The organism is Microbacterium sp. SL75, assembly GCF_026625865.1.
Classification (GTDB): domain Bacteria; phylum Actinomycetota; class Actinomycetes; order Actinomycetales; family Microbacteriaceae; genus Microbacterium.
This window is the reverse complement of the sequence record NZ_CP113067.1, coordinates 2,584,079-2,600,990: the sequence shown is the minus strand read 5'-3', so window position 1 is coordinate 2,600,990 and position 16,912 is coordinate 2,584,079. Positions and strand designations below refer to the sequence as shown.

Here is a 16,912-nt window from a genome sequence, read left to right as displayed (position 1 = left end):
GCAACCAGCGCCCGGCCCCTCAGGACCCAACAGCGTGCATGTACCCACCCCTCCAACCCGAACCGTTCCCACAGCAAGCTGCGTACTAGACCCGAACCATCGGCATGAGCACCCCATCAAATGTTCCACCCATGAGCTACCAGCAACACACATTCGGTGTTGAACTGGCGCCTGGACACCCACGATTCGAAAACCCCGGATGCCAGATGCTCCTTAGAAAGGAGGTGATCCAGCCGCACCTTCCGGTACGGCTACCTTGTTACGACTTAGTCCTAATTACCGATCCCACCTTCGACGGCTCCCTCCACAAGGGTTAGGCCACCGGCTTCAGGTGTTACCGACTTTCATGACTTGACGGGCGGTGTGTACAAGACCCGGGAACGTATTCACCGCAGCGTTGCTGATCTGCGATTACTAGCGACTCCGACTTCATGAGGTCGAGTTGCAGACCTCAATCCGAACTGGGACCGGCTTTTTGGGATTCGCTCCACCTCACGGTATTGCAGCCCTTTGTACCGGCCATTGTAGCATGCGTGAAGCCCAAGACATAAGGGGCATGATGATTTGACGTCATCCCCACCTTCCTCCGAGTTGACCCCGGCAGTATCCCATGAGTTCCCACCATTACGTGCTGGCAACATAGAACGAGGGTTGCGCTCGTTGCGGGACTTAACCCAACATCTCACGACACGAGCTGACGACAACCATGCACCACCTGTTTACGAGTGTCCAAAGAGTTGACCATTTCTGGCCCGTTCTCGTATATGTCAAGCCTTGGTAAGGTTCTTCGCGTTGCATCGAATTAATCCGCATGCTCCGCCGCTTGTGCGGGTCCCCGTCAATTCCTTTGAGTTTTAGCCTTGCGGCCGTACTCCCCAGGCGGGGAACTTAATGCGTTAGCTGCGTCACGGAAACCGTGGAATGGTCCCCACAACTAGTTCCCAACGTTTACGGGGTGGACTACCAGGGTATCTAAGCCTGTTTGCTCCCCACCCTTTCGCTCCTCAGCGTCAGTTACGGCCCAGAGATCTGCCTTCGCCATCGGTGTTCCTCCTGATATCTGCGCATTCCACCGCTACACCAGGAATTCCAATCTCCCCTACCGCACTCTAGTCTGCCCGTACCCACTGCAGGCCCGAGGTTGAGCCTCGGGATTTCACAGCAGACGCGACAAACCGCCTACGAGCTCTTTACGCCCAATAATTCCGGATAACGCTTGCGCCCTACGTATTACCGCGGCTGCTGGCACGTAGTTAGCCGGCGCTTTTTCTGCAGGTACCGTCACTTACGCTTCTTCCCTGCTAAAAGAGGTTTACAACCCGAAGGCCGTCATCCCTCACGCGGCGTTGCTGCATCAGGCTTCCGCCCATTGTGCAATATTCCCCACTGCTGCCTCCCGTAGGAGTCTGGGCCGTGTCTCAGTCCCAGTGTGGCCGGTCACCCTCTCAGGCCGGCTACCCGTCGACGCCTTGGTGAGCCATTACCTCACCAACAAGCTGATAGGCCGCGAGCCCATCCCAGACCGAAAAATCTTTCCAAACACGACCATGCGATCACGTCTCATATCCAGTATTAGACGCCGTTTCCAGCGCTTATCCCAGAGTCCAGGGCAGGTTGCTCACGTGTTACTCACCCGTTCGCCACTGATCCACCAAGCAAGCTTGGCTTCACCGTTCGACTTGCATGTGTTAAGCACGCCGCCAGCGTTCATCCTGAGCCAGGATCAAACTCTCCGTAAAAAAGAAATGCATACAACCACCGGGAAAACGACAGTCATAGCGAGTTTGAAACTGACCAAAGAGAAAACATCAAAACTGACGAATTCATATGCCAACCCCCGGAAGGGCTGGTCTTTGATCCAAAGGAATTTCTCGCAATCCAACAAAAGTCAGACCGACGAGGAATAAATTGGCATTTGACAAGTGCACGCTGTTGAGTTCTCAAGGAACGGACGCACCCACAGAAACAGTCTCCCGACCTACCCGTGAGGCAATTCACTACCTATTCGATCATTCAAACCTTAAGGCTCTCACCGTGGGACCTCTAAAAGATCAACGTCGTGAAACCCGGTCGAAGACCAGAACCAAAACCCTACACCGAAACGATGAGGTTCTGGGCAGTCCGCCACTTGAGACGAAGCGGGGCCTTCCGGCCTCTCCGCTCTCCCCTGTGGGGCGAACAGGTAATAAGTTACGCGGGAACGACCGACCCGTCGAATCCGGGCACATCTCGGGCGTGTCGCCGGACCGCAGGCGCGGAATCCTGCGGAAACGTCGACGGCCCGGCGCGACCTTCCAGGTCGTCCGGGCCGAACCGCGGGAACGGTATGACGGTCAGGCGACGAGCGTCCATGTCGACGGCGAGGTCATGGCATCCGCGTGTCCCCCGGTGAACTCGATCCCGCCGAAGAACATCGCGCCGATGACCAGAGCGAAGACGAACGCGATCGACAGGAAGAGCACGGCCACGCCGGCGAGGGTGATCAGGAGCGGAAGTCGAGAAGCCATGTCTTCATCCTGCCCTGCTCCCCCGCTCGTTCACCAGGGCTTGCGCCCGGGAACGACCGAAGGCCGGCACCTCCGAGGAGGTACCGGCCTTCAGTGCGGGACGGATCAGCGACCGGAGAGCTTCTCGCGAAGCGCAGCCAGCGACTCGTCGTCGGCGAGGGTGCCCTGGGCGGGCGACTCGGACGAGAAGGATCCACCGAACGAACCGGTGTCCGTCGGGTTGGCTGCCTCGGCCTCGAGGGCCTTGGCGACGGCAGCCTTGTGAGCTTCCCAGCGACCCTGGGCAGCGGCGTACTCCTGCTCCCATGCTTCGCGCTGAGTGTCGAAGCCCTCGAGCCACGCACCCGACTCGGGGTCGAAGCCCTCGGGGTACTTGTACTCGCCACGCTCGTCGTACTCGGTGGCCATGCCGTACAGCGCCGGGTCGAACTCGGTGCCGTTGGGGTCGACCGACTCGTTGGCCTGCTTCAGCGACAGCGAGATGCGGCGACGCTCGAGATCGATGTCGATGATCTTGACGAAGACCTCTTCGCCGACCGACACGACCTGCTCGGCGAGCTCGACGTGCTTACCCGACAGCTCGGAGATGTGCACGAGGCCCTCGATGCCGTCGGCCACGCGGACGAACGCACCGAACGGAACGAGCTTGGTGACCTTGCCCGGAGCGATCTGGCCGATCGCGTGGGTACGGGCGAACACCTGCCACGGGTCTTCCTGCGTCGCCTTGAGCGAGAGCGACACGCGCTCGCGGTCGAGGTCGACCTCGAGGATCTCGACGGTGACCTCCTGGCCCACCTCGACGACCTCGGAGGCGTGCTCGATGTGCTTCCAGGAGAGCTCGGAGACGTGGACGAGACCGTCGACGCCACCCAGGTCGACGAACGCACCGAAGTTGACGATCGACGAGACCGTGCCCTTGCGGACCTGGCCCTTGTGGAGGTTGTTGAGGAACGTGGTGCGCGACTCGGACTGCGTCTGCTCGAGCAGGGCGCGGCGCGAGAGCACGACGTTGTTGCGGTTCTTGTCGAGCTCGAGGATCTTCGCCTCGATCTCCTGGCCGAGGTACGGCGTGAGGTCGCGGACGCGGCGCAGCTCGATGAGCGAGGCCGGGAGGAAGCCACGGAGGCCGATGTCGACGATGAGGCCACCCTTGACGACCTCGATCACGGAACCGGTGACAACACCGTCGTTCTCCTTGATCTTCTCGACGTCGCCCCACGCACGCTCGTACTGCGCGCGCTTCTTGGACAGGATGAGGCGGCCTTCCTTGTCCTCCTTCTGGAGAACGAGGGCCTCGACGTGATCGCCCACGTTGACGACCTCGTTGGGGTCGACGTCGTGCTTGATCGAGAGCTCGCGGGAGGGGATGACGCCCTCGGTCTTGTAACCGACGTCGAGGAGGACCTCGTCGCGGTCGATCTTCACCACGGTGCCTTCGATGAGGTCGCCGTCGTTGAAGAACTTGAGCGTCTTCTCGACCGCGGCCAGGAAGTCTTCGGCCGAGCCGATGTCGTTGATCGCGACCTGCTTGATAGCCGGGGCGGTCGTTGCGGTAGTCATGTAGTGGGTTGTCCTAGTTGGGTGTGGTGTCGGGCTCCGACTCCTGTACCCGTCGGTCCGAAGACCGGGGGCCGTCGGGCTGGGGCCGCCCGAGGGCGAACTCCAACCACGAGTCGAAGCGAAGCGGATTGTTTGTGCGATGCCACGGGCCCGCCAGACAGACGAACCCAGATGTGACACCCCAGTCTAACGCACCGGGCCTGGCGCGTGGTCGCGGGCTCCGCGCACCCGCCGTCGGGCACGTCGTACGGGGACACCCGACCCTGGCGACGGTGACGGACGGAGCCTGAGGCACCGGGAGCTTCGGGCGAGTGATTCGCCTCGGATCGGCGCTTTTGTCTGGCCGGTTTGAGGCGGTCCGCCCAGGTGGCGTCCAGAAACACGTGCCAGGCTCCCCGTCTTGTGCCCGCTGAACGCGGGTCGGACGGTGACACCCGCACCGTCCTCCCTCACGTGAAACCGGTTTTATGCGCTCTGACTCGACGCCCCCCACCAATCGTCGTGACCGCCGCCTCGCCGCCCGCCGCACTCGTCGTCGCCCCGTGACGACGGTGGGCACGCTCGTGCTCGGCGTCGTCGCGGCTGCGGCTCTCACCGGCACCGCGCCGGCTGCCACGGCTTCCCCCGCAGACCTGTCCACGGCGACGTTCTCTCTCGCCTCCTCGATCACTCCCACGGTCCTCGCCGCCAGTCCCGGCCCCGAGAAGACCCAGGCGAAGACCGCCGAAACCGCGGCCTCGACCTCGATCCAGGCTGCCGCCGCCGTGCAGAAGGACATCGCGGCATCCGGTCTCGACATCGGCCAGCCCGCCACGGTCGACACCACCGCTCTGCAGCACGCGACGGATCGTCTGGAGGCGGCGTCCGCGCTTCCCGAAACCTTCCTTCCCGCCCTCGCCCACGACGTCACCGCGGCCACCGCCTCGGTCGACCAGCGCGTGGCGGAGCTGCGCGGCGGCCTTGACGCCGCCGTCGCCAAGAAGGCCGAAGAAGAGGCCGCCGAGAAGGCACGACAGGAGGCCGAGGCCGCTGCTGCCGCGAAGGCCGCCGCAGACAAGGCGGCCGCGGAGAAGACCGAGTCGTCGTCGTCGGGCTCCAACAGCGGTGGAGGCGGCGGATCGTCGGCCCCCATTCCCACAGGCGGCGGATCGGGCGACAACAGCGTCGCGGGTGCTCAGGCCGCTGCTCGCGACATGCTCGCCAGCCGCGGCTGGGGCGACGACCAGATGTCGTGCCTCGTGTCGCTGTGGAACAAGGAGTCGGGCTGGAACTACAAGGCCTACAACTCCGGTAGCGGCGCCTACGGCATCCCGCAGGCTCTCCCCGGCAGCAAGATGTCGTCCGCCGGTGCCGACTGGCAGACCAACGCGGCCACCCAGGTGTCGTGGGGCCTCGGGTACATCTCGGGCCGCTACGGCACGCCGTGCGGCGCGTGGGGCCACTCGCAGTCGACCGGCTGGTACTGAGCCCTCAGCTCCACCGCATCATCGAGCGCGCCGCTCCGGAGAACCCTCCGGTGCGGCGCGCTTCTGCGAGCAGCGAGAGGTTCTCGGGACCGTTGAGCTCGTGCAGGACGGCCGGACCCACGTGCACCTGCCAGGCGCCGTGAAAGCGGAGAGCGTCCGCCCGACGACGACCGATCTCGGAAGGCACGGCGACGAACTGCCGCGACCGGGAGCGTCCCGCGCGCTCGAGGACGCCGCGCACCCACCACGGCCCTCCGCCGCGATCGACCTCCAGCACGAAGCGCGGCGTCCGAATCGGACCGCACAGCTCCTCCAGGGCGATCCCGAACGTCCTCTGATCGGCAAGGCTCGCGTCCGCCATCCGGATCTCGGCGCGGGTGCCATCGGCATCCCTCCGCTCTCGCTCCCAGACGGGCACCGCGAGCGGGGACCGGACGCGCCCACTCTCGGACAGCGCCGTCCACACCACATGCGCCATGTTCCGCAGCGTCGCCGCGGCGTCCCGAGCCTGCCGACGCGTGCGACGCCACGCGGAGAACAGGGGCACGGCCATGACGGCACCGATCAGGATGCTGACTCCCCCCACCGCGACTCCCGCGACGGGTGGCAGGAAGAACGACAACGCGAGCATCGCCGCCGGCGCTCCCGCCGATACTCCGAGCCACCCGCCGAGGGCACGCTCGGCCCGCACCGACGTCGAGAAGACCGGCGTGCGGGCCGGGCGCTCGACCACCGCGGAGAGCTCCTCGCGATCGTCGTACGGGGAGCCGATGCGCCAGGCGGATCGCGTCTCGTTCCGCGGCGGAACTGAGGTCAGGGCGTCGACACGCTCCAGTGACGCACCGGGGGCCTTCTCGAGCACCCCGTCGAGCGCACGACGACGTTCGCGCCCCAGCGCCGCCGGCAGCCCGCGGACGATGCGGTCGGGGTGGTCGGCGTCGAGTCCCCACAGGCCGGCGTGCTTGCGACGGAGGCGGGCGGCATCCGGTTGCGCGTCGAGGGGCGAGTCGGGCGGCAGAAGCGCCGAGACCGTCCAGTTGTGGGCGACCTTCTCGGGCCAGCTCGGATCGCGTCGCAGCGTACGGCCCCGCAACTGCTGCGTCGCTGACGCCGTCGCCACCGCCGTGAGGTCGATCAGGGTGTTCACCGCCGGGCAGTCCCAGCCTTCGCCGAACAGACCGCGCGTGCCCACGACCACCTCGAGCGAGCCGTCGGCGAGCAGCCGGGAGACGGCGCCGACCACACCCGACCCCGTGGTCCCCCGCACCTCGAGGACGGCCCCATCGTCGGGGCAGGGCTCCCCCGTCACCGGGACGCCGAGCTCGCGCGTGAGCGCCGGAAGCAGCGTGTCCGCGTGGCGGACGGCGACGCGCACCGTCGAGGACGTGACGAGGATCGCGCGCAGCGCCGAGGTAACGGCATCCGTCGCCACGATCGAGAACGTGCGGACGGCACCGGCCGAGCCCAGCAGCCCCCCGTGGACGTTGCCGTGGGTGACGTAATCGGTCACGACGAGGGCGCGGAGGCGGTCGCCGAGCTCGGTGCGCTCGCGGGCGAGGATGTCGCACGCTCCCCTGTCCTTCGAGAGGGAGGACGCGAGGACCGTGTCGATCGGGTCGCGGGTGCGCCGCACCCCGCGGTCGGTCAGGGCGAAGCCGAAATCGGCGAGCAGGCGGCGCAGCCGGCGCCAATCGTCGGCGCGCGCGGGGTCGGGGAGCACCCGGTCCAGGGCATATCGACCCAGGAGGCGCAGCGTCTCCTCGGTCGTGGGCGCACGTCGCGCCACGGCGGGAAGACGAGCGGTGAGCGGGTCGTCGGGCGCGACGACGGAGAACATCGCCGCAGCGGCCTCGGCACCGGCGAAGTCGACGGCGAAGGCCGCCGAGAGAGCGGCATCGACCGCGGCATCGGGGTCGGACGACTCGGCGGCGGGCGGCGGGGGCTCCATCTCGGCACCGCCGACCGCGCTCCTCCCCGCGGGAGCGACCGGGGCCGAGACGCCCTCAACGGGCGGTTCGAGGGGATCCGCGGGGGCGGAAGGGGCCGGCGGCTGGAGCACCGCGCGGAGGAACTCTCTCCCGGCGCCCACCGCGAAGGTCGTCCGCAGCGCCTCGGCGAGAGCTTCGGCGTGGGCGGAGAGGAACGCTCTCTCCTCACCCGTCGGTTCGACCACGTGGACGAGGTCGCGGTACGGCGCGAGATCGCCCTCGCGCACGACGGCCGGCACGGGAACCTCGAGATCGACCTCGCCCAGCAACGAGACGTAGTTCTCGTATTCGTTCGCATCCTCGGGCGAAGGAAGTGTGGCCGTGAGTCCGATCACGAGCGGCTCCCGACCCACCGCGCGCGACCGCGCGACGAGCGCCGCGACCACCAGCGCCCAGTGATCGAGGAGGTGGTGGCACTCGTCGAGGACGATGGTCTCGACCCCCGCCTCGACCAGGCGCTCCAACAGCTCGCGCGATCGCGGGTGCAGAGCGGCCGTGAGCGCGGCGGCATCCTGTCTCGCCAGAGTGCGCCGAAGAGCGCGGGAACGAGAGCGGATGCCACGGCCGTACGCCGCGGCATTGCTCTGGCTGAGCGCCTCGAGCCATCCCTCGGCCTGGTCGGGAGTGCGATCGTCGGCGATCAGCTCGTCGACCCAGCGGGCGCGCGCCAGGGCCGCGAAGGGTTCGCTGGAGTCGACCACGCTGATCGCCTGGTACGTCAGGGCGGTGAGGTCGGCGGGGCGGTCGGGGTCGTCCGACACGGCGGCGGCATCGTTCGCCAGCACGCGGGCAGCGCCCACCCACTGCGCCCGGATGGCCGTCGTGGGCGCGAAGACCACGGTGCGGCGCCCCCGGCGTGCGGCGAGGAGGAGCCCGAGCAGAGTCTTCCCGGCACCCGGCGGGGCGACGAGGTGCAGCGGCTCCCCCGCGTCGACGTCGACACGGTCGAGCGCGGCGCGCTGGTAGGCCCGGAGCGTTCCGTCGAATCGCCACGCCGACAGGGGACGGCGTGATTCGGTCGACACCGCGCCAGTCTAGGGAGGGGCCCCCGGCGGGCGGGCGGACCGACACCCGCCGGAGAGGACGACCCGTGGACCTTCGGTGGCTCGACGCTGCCGACGACGACGTGCGGCGGGAGCTGCCGACCACCCCGCCACGGGTGGTGGGCGAACGTGCGCGTGGTCTCGTCGTTCATGGTCGGAACGGCGGTCTCCGGCATCCCGGTGTTCTTCGGCGTCGTCACGCTTCTGAGCATGTTCGCCGGGCGCTGAGCCGGGCGGCATCCTTCGCCGTCCCGCTCGGCTCCGACCCCGTCAGGCGCCGTTGCGTCGAGCGACCCACCCGGCCAGCAGGGCGTGCGAGAGCGGCGCGATCGACACGACCATGAGAATCGTCCCCAGCACCGCCTGCTCGGACTGCAGCAGCACCCCGCCGATGAGCAGGCCCGTGAACAGCACCGACGACACCACTCGGCGCACCATGCGCTCGAGATCGCGCATGCGCCGTTCGATGCGCGGAGTCTGCACCGAGACCGATCCGTCTTCGAACCGCGAGATGAGGTTATCGGCGCGACGCGGGAGGCGCGCGGTCACCGCAGCGACCGCTCCGACCTCGCGGACGAACGCCTGCGCGGTGTTGCCGCTCTCTTCGCGGATGAGGCGCTGGGCGTAGGGCTCGACGGCATCCCAGATGTTGAAGGCCGGATCGAGGGCGCTGCACATGCCGCTCGTGAGCGACATCGCGCGCACGATCAGCAGGAAGTTCTCGGGCAACTGGAACGGCAGCGACCGCACGACGTCGCCGAACTCGATCGCGAAAGAGCGGAACTCGCGCGGATCGACCTCTTGCAGTTCGGCGAAGCCCATGCCACCGAAGCGCGAGAAGAGCTGCGTCATCGCCCGCTCGAGTTGGATCGTGTCGGCCGAGGGCAGCAGGACGCCCACATCGCGGATGCCGTCCACCAGGCCCTTGCCGTCACGGGAGGCGGCCGCGATGAGCACTCGGCGCAGCCCACGGCGCAGGCTCGGCGGGACTTCTCCCATCATGCCGAAGTCGATGAACGTGAACCGCCAAGCCGGGGTGCCGGCATCCGTCGTCCCGGGAAGGGGGGTGACGAAGACGTTGCCGGGATGCGGGTCGGCGTGGAAGAAGCCGTCGTCGAAGAGCTGGTCGAACATGACCTGCGCGAAACGTGCGGCCACCTCGGCCGGATCGATGCCCGCGGCGCGCAGTGCATCGGCGTCGTTGATCTTGATCGCCGTGACGTCCTGCAGGGTCAGGACGCGGCGGGTCGTGCGCTCCCACACGACCTCGGGGACGGCGACACCGCCCTCTCCTCCGAAGTCGGCGGCGAAGCGCTCGGAGTTCGCGGCCTCGTGGAGGTAGTCGATCTCTTCGAGGCTCGTGACGGCGAACTCCTCGACGAGCGAGGGCATGTCGACACGGTCGCGCACCAGGGCGACCTTGCTGAGCCACACGCCGACCTTGCGCAGGGCGCGCAGGTCGACATCGACGATGCGGTCGATGCCGGGGCGCTGGATCTTCAGGACCACGGCGCTCAGGCCGGTCTCGGCGGCGAGATCCTCCGTCAGCACGGCGCGGTGCGCCTGGCCCAGCGAGGCTGCGGCGAGAGGCCGTTCGTCGACGCTCGCGAAGGCGCGCTCCAAAGGCATGCCGAGCTCTTGTTCTGCGCGGGCGCGCATCTGCGCGAACGGGACCGCGGGCACTTCGTCTTGAAGGCCCTCCAGCTGCTTCGTGATGGAGGGCGGCAGGACGTCGAGGCGCGACGACATGAACTGGCCGACCTTGATCATCAGACCGCCCAGGTCGACCGCCAGCACGTGAAAGCGCTGAGCGATGCGTTCGAGCCGCCGGGTGCGGCCCCGGGCGGAGATCCACCCGAGACCGAACCGCGGCAGAAAGAGCTCGAACCACCATGCCTGCACCAGATAGCGCGCCGCGAAACGGGTGATCCGCCGGTAGCGGGCTTTCATGAGGGCGTCGTCGGTCATCGGTTCTCCTGGATGCCGACGGGCGTGGAGCCCCCGTCGAGCGGGCGTGACCTCAACCCTGGGCGAGGATGGAGTAGAGCTTACGGCGGGCCTCGTCGAGGATCTCGACGGCTTGCGCCACCTGCTCTTTGTCGCCCGTGCGTGCGACCTGGGCCGCGGCCTGGGCCAGCTCGACGCCCGCCTTGGGGAGCGCCGTCATGCGCCCGCCGTCACGCGAACCGGCCGACTCCCACGGGGCGGTGCGCTCGGTGGTCTCGTCGCCGGCGGCGGCACGGCCTTCGGCGGTGAGCGAATAGGTCTTGCGGCCGCTTGATTCCTCGGCCTCCACGAGACCCTCGTCGGTCAGCAACTGCAGCGTGGGGTAGACCGAGCCCGGGCTCGGCTTCCAGGACCCACCGCTGCGATCCTCGATCTCGCGGATGATCTGGTACCCGTGCATGGGCTGCTCGAGCAGCAGCGACAGAACCGCCGAGCGCACGTCGCCCTTGTTCATGCGGGGCGTGGAACTGGTCTTCTGCTCGAACTGCGTGCGCAACTGCTCGAGACCCTCGAGGATGTTGGACATCGGCCAGCCGGGGGTGTTGTTGCCACCGCGTCCGCCGAACGCGTCTCCCAGGAATGAACCACTCATGACGACCTCCTTCGCGCGGACCCGATCTGGGCCAGCGATATATAACGATATATCGCTGAGCGCGATCGGGGGTCGTCTTCGAGGGGGTTCTCAGTACCAGTTCATCGCCTGCGAGTGACCCCAGGCGCTGCACGGCGTGCCGTAACCGCGCGAGATGTAATCGAGACCCCAGGCGATCTGGGTGGCGGCGTTGGTCTTCCAGTCGGCACCGAACGTCGCCATCTTGCTGCCGGGGAGCGCCTGCGGGATGCCCGTAGCGCCGCCGTCGTTGTTGTAGGCCTGGTAGTTCCAGCCGGACTCCTTGGTCCACAGCGACGACAGGCAGGAGAACTGATCGCTCCCCCACCCGTACTTCTCGGAGGCGAGTTGGGCCGCGTACGCCTTCGCACCCTCGGTGGTGTTGACGCGTGCCAGCGCGGCCGCGGCGTCGGCCTGACGCTGAGCTTCTGCGGCAGCGGCGGCCTCGGCCTGGCGCTGAGCCTCGGCGGCGGCGTCGGCGGCGGCCTTGTCGGCCTTGGCCTGGTCGAGGCTCCCACTGACCTCCGCCACGCGAGCGTTGACGCGCTCCGTCTCGGCCTGGGCGTTCTGACTCAACGCGGGCACGAGCAGCACGGGGAGCAGATCTCGCGAGTTGAGGCGGTCCACGGCATCCTGCAGCGCGCTCGTGTCGATGGACGCGTCGCCGATCGAGAGCGGGAGACCGGTCGCGGCGACGTCGGACTGCACGGTGCTCGCGCTCGAGAGCGCCGTCTGCGCTCCGTCGAGGGCGGCGCTCGCCCCGGTGCTGACGGCGTCCAGGGTGGGCGCCGTCGAGACGGGCACGGACGTGCTGGGAGCGGAGAACGAGGACGCCGACGCGTCGGGAAGCGACAGGGGCGCGGCCATCGCGAGACCGGTCGTGGCGACCACGCCGAAGGCGAGACCGGCACAGGTCGCCGCCGTGACGAGGGTGCGCCGGGCGCGGTTGACGTGGGTGAGCTTTATATCGGAACGCAGCAAGGGAGATCTTTCGTCGAGGGCGCGCTCGTCGGGATCGAGCACGCTGTCGCGCCGTCGGGTCGGCACGGGCCCCGAGTGTGGGTGCTAGTTCTGGACGTTATCTTTTCGTTACCTGGAAGACCGGTGAGAGCGTAGGGGCCGGGTCACGGTGGGACACGTCGCCTTCGACCGCGATTCCACGCGACATCCGCGCGAGTCGGAAAGCAGCAGAATTGCCCCTCTCACTAGGTGATTCGAGGAAAACACGCGCGCTACGACGCCGCAACATCGACGGAGCGTCGCGCCCGGGTCGACAAGAGGCCGACCCGACGAGGAAAACTTCTCGCCGAATCGGCCTCTTTGCGAAGGCTCTCGCCCACGCAGAGCGTTTTGCGGACTAGCCGCGGTGAGCCCGGTAGTAGTCGAGGAGCGCTCGGGTCGAGGAGTCCTGCGCGGCCAGGGCCTCGTCGTCGCCCTCGATCGCGGGGGCGATCTGAAGGGCGAGCTGCTTGCCGAGTTCGACACCCCACTGGTCGAAGGAGTTGATGCCCCAGATCGTGCCCTGCGTGAAGGTGATGTGCTCGTAGAGCGCGATCAGTTGTCCGAGCACGGAGGGGGTGAGGGAAGGAGCGAAGATCGAGGTCGTCGGGCGGTTGCCCGGGAACGTGCGGGCTGCGACGAGTGCTCCCCGGGTTCCCTCTGCCTCCACCTCTTCGGCGGTCTTGCCGAAGGCCAGCGCCTTGGTCTGCGCGAGGAAATTCGCCAGGAAGAGACCGTGCACGTCGCGACCGTCATCGGCACGGGGGTAGGCCGGGTTCACGAAGGCGATGAAATCCGCGGGGATGAGCCGCGTGCCCTGGTGGATGAGCTGGTAGAAGGCGTGCTGGCCGTTCGTGCCGGGCTCGCCCCAGAACACCTCGCCGGTGTCCGTGGTGACGGGCGTGCCATCCCACCGGACGGACTTGCCGTTGGACTCCATCGTGAGCTGCTGCAGGTACGCCGCGAAGCGGTGCAGCTGCTGCGCGTAGGGCAGCACCGCATGCGACTGCGCGCCCAGGAAGTTCGTGTACCAGACGTTCAGGAGCCCCATGAGGACGGGCACGTTCTGCTCGATCGGGGTGGATGCCACGTGCTCGTCGACCGTGTGGAAACCGGCGAGCAACTCGCGGAAGACGTCGGGACCGAGGGCGACCGCGAGCGACAGCCCGATCGCGGAATCCACGGAGTAACGTCCCCCCACCCAGTCCCAGAACCCGAAGGCGTTGGCGGTGTCGATGCCGAACGCCGAGACCTTGTCGAGGGCGGTGGAGACCGCGACGAAATGGTGGGCCACGGCGTCGGTGCGCGCGGCATCCGAATCGTCGATCGCGCCCTTCTCGGCGAGCTGTGCCCAGAGCCAGTCGCGCGCGAGGCGGGCGTTGGTGAGGGTCTCGAGGGTGGTGAACGTCTTCGACGCGACGACGAAGAGTGTCGTCTCGGGGTCGAGGTCTGCGGTCTTCTGCGCGATGTCGGTGGGGTCGATGTTCGACACGAACCGCGCGTGGATACCGGCGTCGGCGTAGGGAAGGAGAGCCTCGTAGACCATGACCGGTCCGAGGTCGCTGCCACCGATGCCGATGTTGACCACGGTCGTCACCTTCTTACCGGTGACCCCGCGCCATTCGCCCGAGCGCACGCGGTCGGCGAAAGAGCTCAGGCGGTCGAGGACCTCGTGCACGTCGTGGTCGATCTGCTGGCCGTCGACCACGAGGGCGGGCTCGGCGCCGGCGGGACGACGCAGAGCGGTGTGCAGCACGGCGCGGTCCTCGCTGGTGTTGAGGTGCGCGCCGCGGAGCATGTCGGCGAAACGCCCGCGCACACCGGTCTCGTCGGCGAGCGCGACGAGGGCGTCGAGGATCTCCGGGGTGACGAGGTTCTTCGACAGGTCGACGTGGAGATCGCCGACCGTGCGGGTGAGGTCGCGAGTGCGGTCGGCGTCGGAGGCGAACCAGCCGCGCAGATCGGGGGTGAAGCCCTCGCGCAGGGCGCTGAGGCGGGACCAGGCGGAGGTGGTGGTGGGGTCGATAGGCGCAGTCACGGGTTCCACGCTAGCGACCCGCGTCCTTCGCCACGCCGCGGATGACGAAGTACACCGGAAGGGCTACGGGCGACGCACGCCCGAGGAACGTCCTCCGCCGCCGGCGATCGCCTCGGGCAGCGCGATCACTCTCGAGCGATCCCACGGCTCCGTCCACTCGAGGAGATCGAAGAGGCCGTCGAGCAGCATCGCCGTGAACCCCCAGACCGTCTGCAGGCCGCGGGCCGTCTGCAGTGAGAAGGCGGGCCCGCGCCACTCCCGTCCGTCACGCCGGACGACGGTCACCCCACGACGCGCGGGGTCGAGCAGGTCGGCCACGGGGGCTCGGAAGACCGCGGCGGACTCCGCTTCGTCGACGGCGCGGACCGGCGTCGGTCGGACCCACCAGCCGATGACCGGGGTCACCTCGTGCCGAGAGAACGCCAGCGGCACCGGATCGAGCGTCCCCAGCACCTCGACGCCGTGCGGATCGAGCCCGGTCTCCTCGCGGGCTTCACGGAGCGCCGCTGCCACGGCATCCCGATCTCCGGGATCCACCCGACCACCGGGAAAGGCGACCTGACCGGGGTGGGCGCGCAGGGTGCTCGCCCGCGCCAACAGGAGGACGTCGAGATCGCTGGGCACGTTCACCGCCTCGCGAGAGCTCGGGATGCCGTCGAGGACCCCGAACAGGATGAGCACCGCCGCGGCGCGGGCCTCACCCTCGACCGGGACCGCCCGCAGGGCCGGCGAGACGTCGCCGAGCCCCCGGGCGAGGAGGTCTTCGAGTTGGGCGCGGGGAGACGGCATGGATCGAGGCTAGCCGCGGCCTCTGCTCAGCGGGTTCTTAGCGCGGCCCGTTGCAGGCGAAGCCGTCACCGTCGCCATCGAGCTTGTAGACGTCGGCACCGACGACCCGGGCGACACCGTCGAAGTAGGACGGGCCGTTGCCCTTCCCACCCGCGCAGTCGACGTCGGAATCGATGGGCACGCACGCGTCGGCGTAGTTCGGGTCACAGCCCTCGCCGCCGGATGCCGCTTCGACCGGCGCGGGCGGAGGGGGTGCGACGTACGTTCCTCGCGAGGTGACCTCCGCGACCGGCGCGCGACCGACGGATTCGCTGAGCAGAACGCGCTCGGACTCGACCCCGTCGATCGTCGTCACGCGGTAGACCGAGACCTTCTCGCCATCGACGCCCGCCGTCGACACGCGTGACTCTCCCGACGGCAGGGAACCGTCGTCCACCGTCGTCCGTTCGAAGGGCAGGGCGGACGTGACGGTCTGCTCCGACACCGCGACGACGGGTGTCGGCGACGGCGTCTCGGTGGGCGACGACGCCACGAGGCGTCGCGCGTCGCCGGTGGCCGCCGGCTCGGCGGATGAGACGGAAGAAGAGCATCCCGCCGCGAGCAGCACGGTCACGACGACCGCCGTCACCCCCAGGGCGACGTGCCGGGGTCGGTGGGCGCGCAGGCGCGCAGAGATTCGATCGTTCGCAACGGTCATCGTGGTGTTCCCCCCAGAACAGGAGCGCGGCGTCTTCGCCATGCTGATGCTCAGCAGACCAGATCGGAGGCGCCGAGGCAACCACGACTTTCACGCGCCAGCCGCGTCAGGGTCAGCGGCCGCCGGGCATCGCCCCCGCGGCCGCCGTCGTCGTGGTGTCGACGCGAACCGTGAGGGCGACCGTCCACCCCGTGGCGTTGTCTCCGGTCGTCGTGGCGAGTTCGAGCACTCCCCCGTCGTCGCCGAAGACGTTGTCGCTCTCGAGGGAGACGCGGGAGAGGTTGGATGCCGAGGAGGTGTAGGCCGCGTCGGCGTAGACGACGTCGCAGGTCGCGGCGGGCAGGGCCACCTGCGACGTCGCGATGGCGTTGGCGGCGTCGGTGATGGCGTCCGCGTTCGGATACACCTCGAAGTGGATGTGGGGCCAACGCCCGTCGTAACAGGCGGGGAAGATCGAGGTGAAGGAGACGACGCCGTCGGCGCCGACGACCTGAACCCCCCGCAGGTAGGTCTCGTTCTGGATGCCGGACGAGTACATGGAGTATCTTCCCTCGGCGTCGCAGTGCCAGACGTACACCGCGGCCCCGGCGAGGGGGACGTCGCCGTTCGCCATGTCGAGGATGGTGAGGTCGAGCGTCATGGGCACGCCCGCCGCGGTCGCCCCGCCGTCCAGGCTCGAGCGCAGGTCGCTGCGCACGACCCCTGACCTTTCGAGGATGTCGGCGCCGTTCGAGCCGTCACCCGGGTAGGGGCCCGCCGTCTCTTGCGGGATCTCCCCCGCGGGCAGCGCGACAGCCGGTGCGGTCGTCGAGGTGCTCGGGGACGGCGCGCTCAGGGCGGTCGCGCTGGGGCTCGCGGTGGCCGCGGTGCCGGTGGGCGCGCACGCCGCGAGGGTCGCCGTTCCCGCTCCGACGGCGAACAGTCCCAGGAGACGACGGCGGGATACAAGCGTGCGGATGTCGAAGGGCGCACCCTGGTCGACGACCGGCTCGTCGGCTCGGTCGAGCAAGCGGCCCTCGTAGGCGGGACCTTCCGGGGTCATCTGGGTGTCGGGGATGCGGCTCATGGTCGGTTCTCCAAGGTCGAGGCGGGCGTTCCCCCGAGGATGGGGAACGCGGCCTGCCCCCGCCCTCACCGATCCTGTGCGCCGCCTGTGACATGGCATCCCCCGTCGGAAAGACCCGCCCCTCACCGGACACGCGCGTGTG

The 16,912-nt window shown here is 68.2% G+C and carries 11 protein-coding genes and 1 rRNA gene; 1 reads left to right on the top strand and 11 read right to left on the bottom strand.

The features are described 5' to 3' along the window. Positions 1 to 217: 217 nt before the first annotated feature. The 3 genes from OVA17_RS12240 to rpsA form a co-directional block, all read right to left on the bottom strand. Positions 218 to 1,739: ribosomal RNA gene (locus OVA17_RS12240) — 16S ribosomal RNA — on the bottom strand. Between the two features lie 594 nt (positions 1,740 to 2,333). Continuing rightward, entirely contained in the window at positions 2,334 to 2,507 is a 174-nt protein-coding gene (locus OVA17_RS12235) for a hypothetical protein (protein ID WP_210076187.1), read from the bottom strand. Positions 2,508 to 2,612: 105 nt separating this feature from the next. Beyond that, the gene (gene rpsA, locus OVA17_RS12230) at positions 2,613 to 4,067 is read right to left on the bottom strand and encodes a 30S ribosomal protein S1 (protein WP_058622362.1); all 1,455 of its coding nucleotides are present in this window, start codon (positions 4,065 to 4,067) and stop codon (positions 2,613 to 2,615) included. Positions 4,068 to 4,609: 542 nt separating this feature from the next. On the opposite strand from rpsA, the gene OVA17_RS12225 reads away from it, so the two are divergent. Beyond that, a complete protein-coding gene (locus OVA17_RS12225) occupies positions 4,610 to 5,533 on the top strand; it encodes a lytic transglycosylase domain-containing protein (protein WP_324289887.1) in 924 nt (307 codons plus the stop codon). A 4-nt stretch (positions 5,534 to 5,537) separates the two neighbouring features. On the opposite strand, the gene OVA17_RS12220 is transcribed toward OVA17_RS12225, so the two are convergent. The 8 genes from OVA17_RS12220 to OVA17_RS12185 all read right to left on the bottom strand — a co-directional run bounded on the left by OVA17_RS12220 (position 5,538) and on the right by OVA17_RS12185 (position 16,770). Continuing rightward, the gene (locus OVA17_RS12220) at positions 5,538 to 8,546 is read right to left on the bottom strand and encodes a DEAD/DEAH box helicase family protein (RefSeq protein WP_267786816.1); all 3,009 of its coding nucleotides are present in this window, start codon (positions 8,544 to 8,546) and stop codon (positions 5,538 to 5,540) included. A gap of 288 nt (positions 8,547 to 8,834) precedes the next feature. After that, positions 8,835 to 10,532, bottom strand: coding sequence for an ABC1 kinase family protein (locus tag OVA17_RS12215; protein ID WP_267786815.1), 1,698 nt, complete (start codon positions 10,530 to 10,532; stop codon positions 8,835 to 8,837). Positions 10,533 to 10,584: 52 nt separating this feature from the next. Beyond that, positions 10,585 to 11,163 carry a PadR family transcriptional regulator gene (locus OVA17_RS12210; RefSeq protein ID WP_210076195.1) on the bottom strand — a complete coding sequence of 193 codons (579 nt, stop codon included), beginning with the start codon at positions 11,161 to 11,163 and terminating at the stop codon, positions 10,585 to 10,587. 90 nt (positions 11,164 to 11,253) lie between these two features. Beyond that, on the bottom strand, positions 11,254 to 12,228 hold the full coding sequence (locus OVA17_RS12205) for a phospholipase (protein WP_267786814.1): 975 nt from the start codon (positions 12,226 to 12,228) through the stop codon (positions 11,254 to 11,256). Positions 12,229 to 12,538: 310 nt separating this feature from the next. Further along, positions 12,539 to 14,218, bottom strand: a complete 1,680-nt coding sequence (gene pgi, locus OVA17_RS12200) for a glucose-6-phosphate isomerase (RefSeq protein WP_267786813.1) — start codon at positions 14,216 to 14,218, stop codon at positions 12,539 to 12,541. Between the two features lie 63 nt (positions 14,219 to 14,281). After that, positions 14,282 to 15,007: an NUDIX hydrolase gene (locus OVA17_RS12195; RefSeq protein WP_267786812.1), complete on the bottom strand. Its 726-nt coding sequence runs from the start codon at positions 15,005 to 15,007 to the stop codon at positions 14,282 to 14,284. A 37-nt stretch (positions 15,008 to 15,044) separates the two neighbouring features. Beyond that, positions 15,045 to 15,704, bottom strand: coding sequence for a G5 domain-containing protein (locus OVA17_RS12190; protein WP_267786811.1), 660 nt, complete (start codon positions 15,702 to 15,704; stop codon positions 15,045 to 15,047). 112 nt (positions 15,705 to 15,816) lie between these two features. Then, entirely contained in the window at positions 15,817 to 16,770 is a 954-nt protein-coding gene (locus OVA17_RS12185; RefSeq protein ID WP_267786810.1) for an intradiol ring-cleavage dioxygenase, read from the bottom strand. Between the last annotated feature and the right edge of the window lie 142 nt (positions 16,771 to 16,912).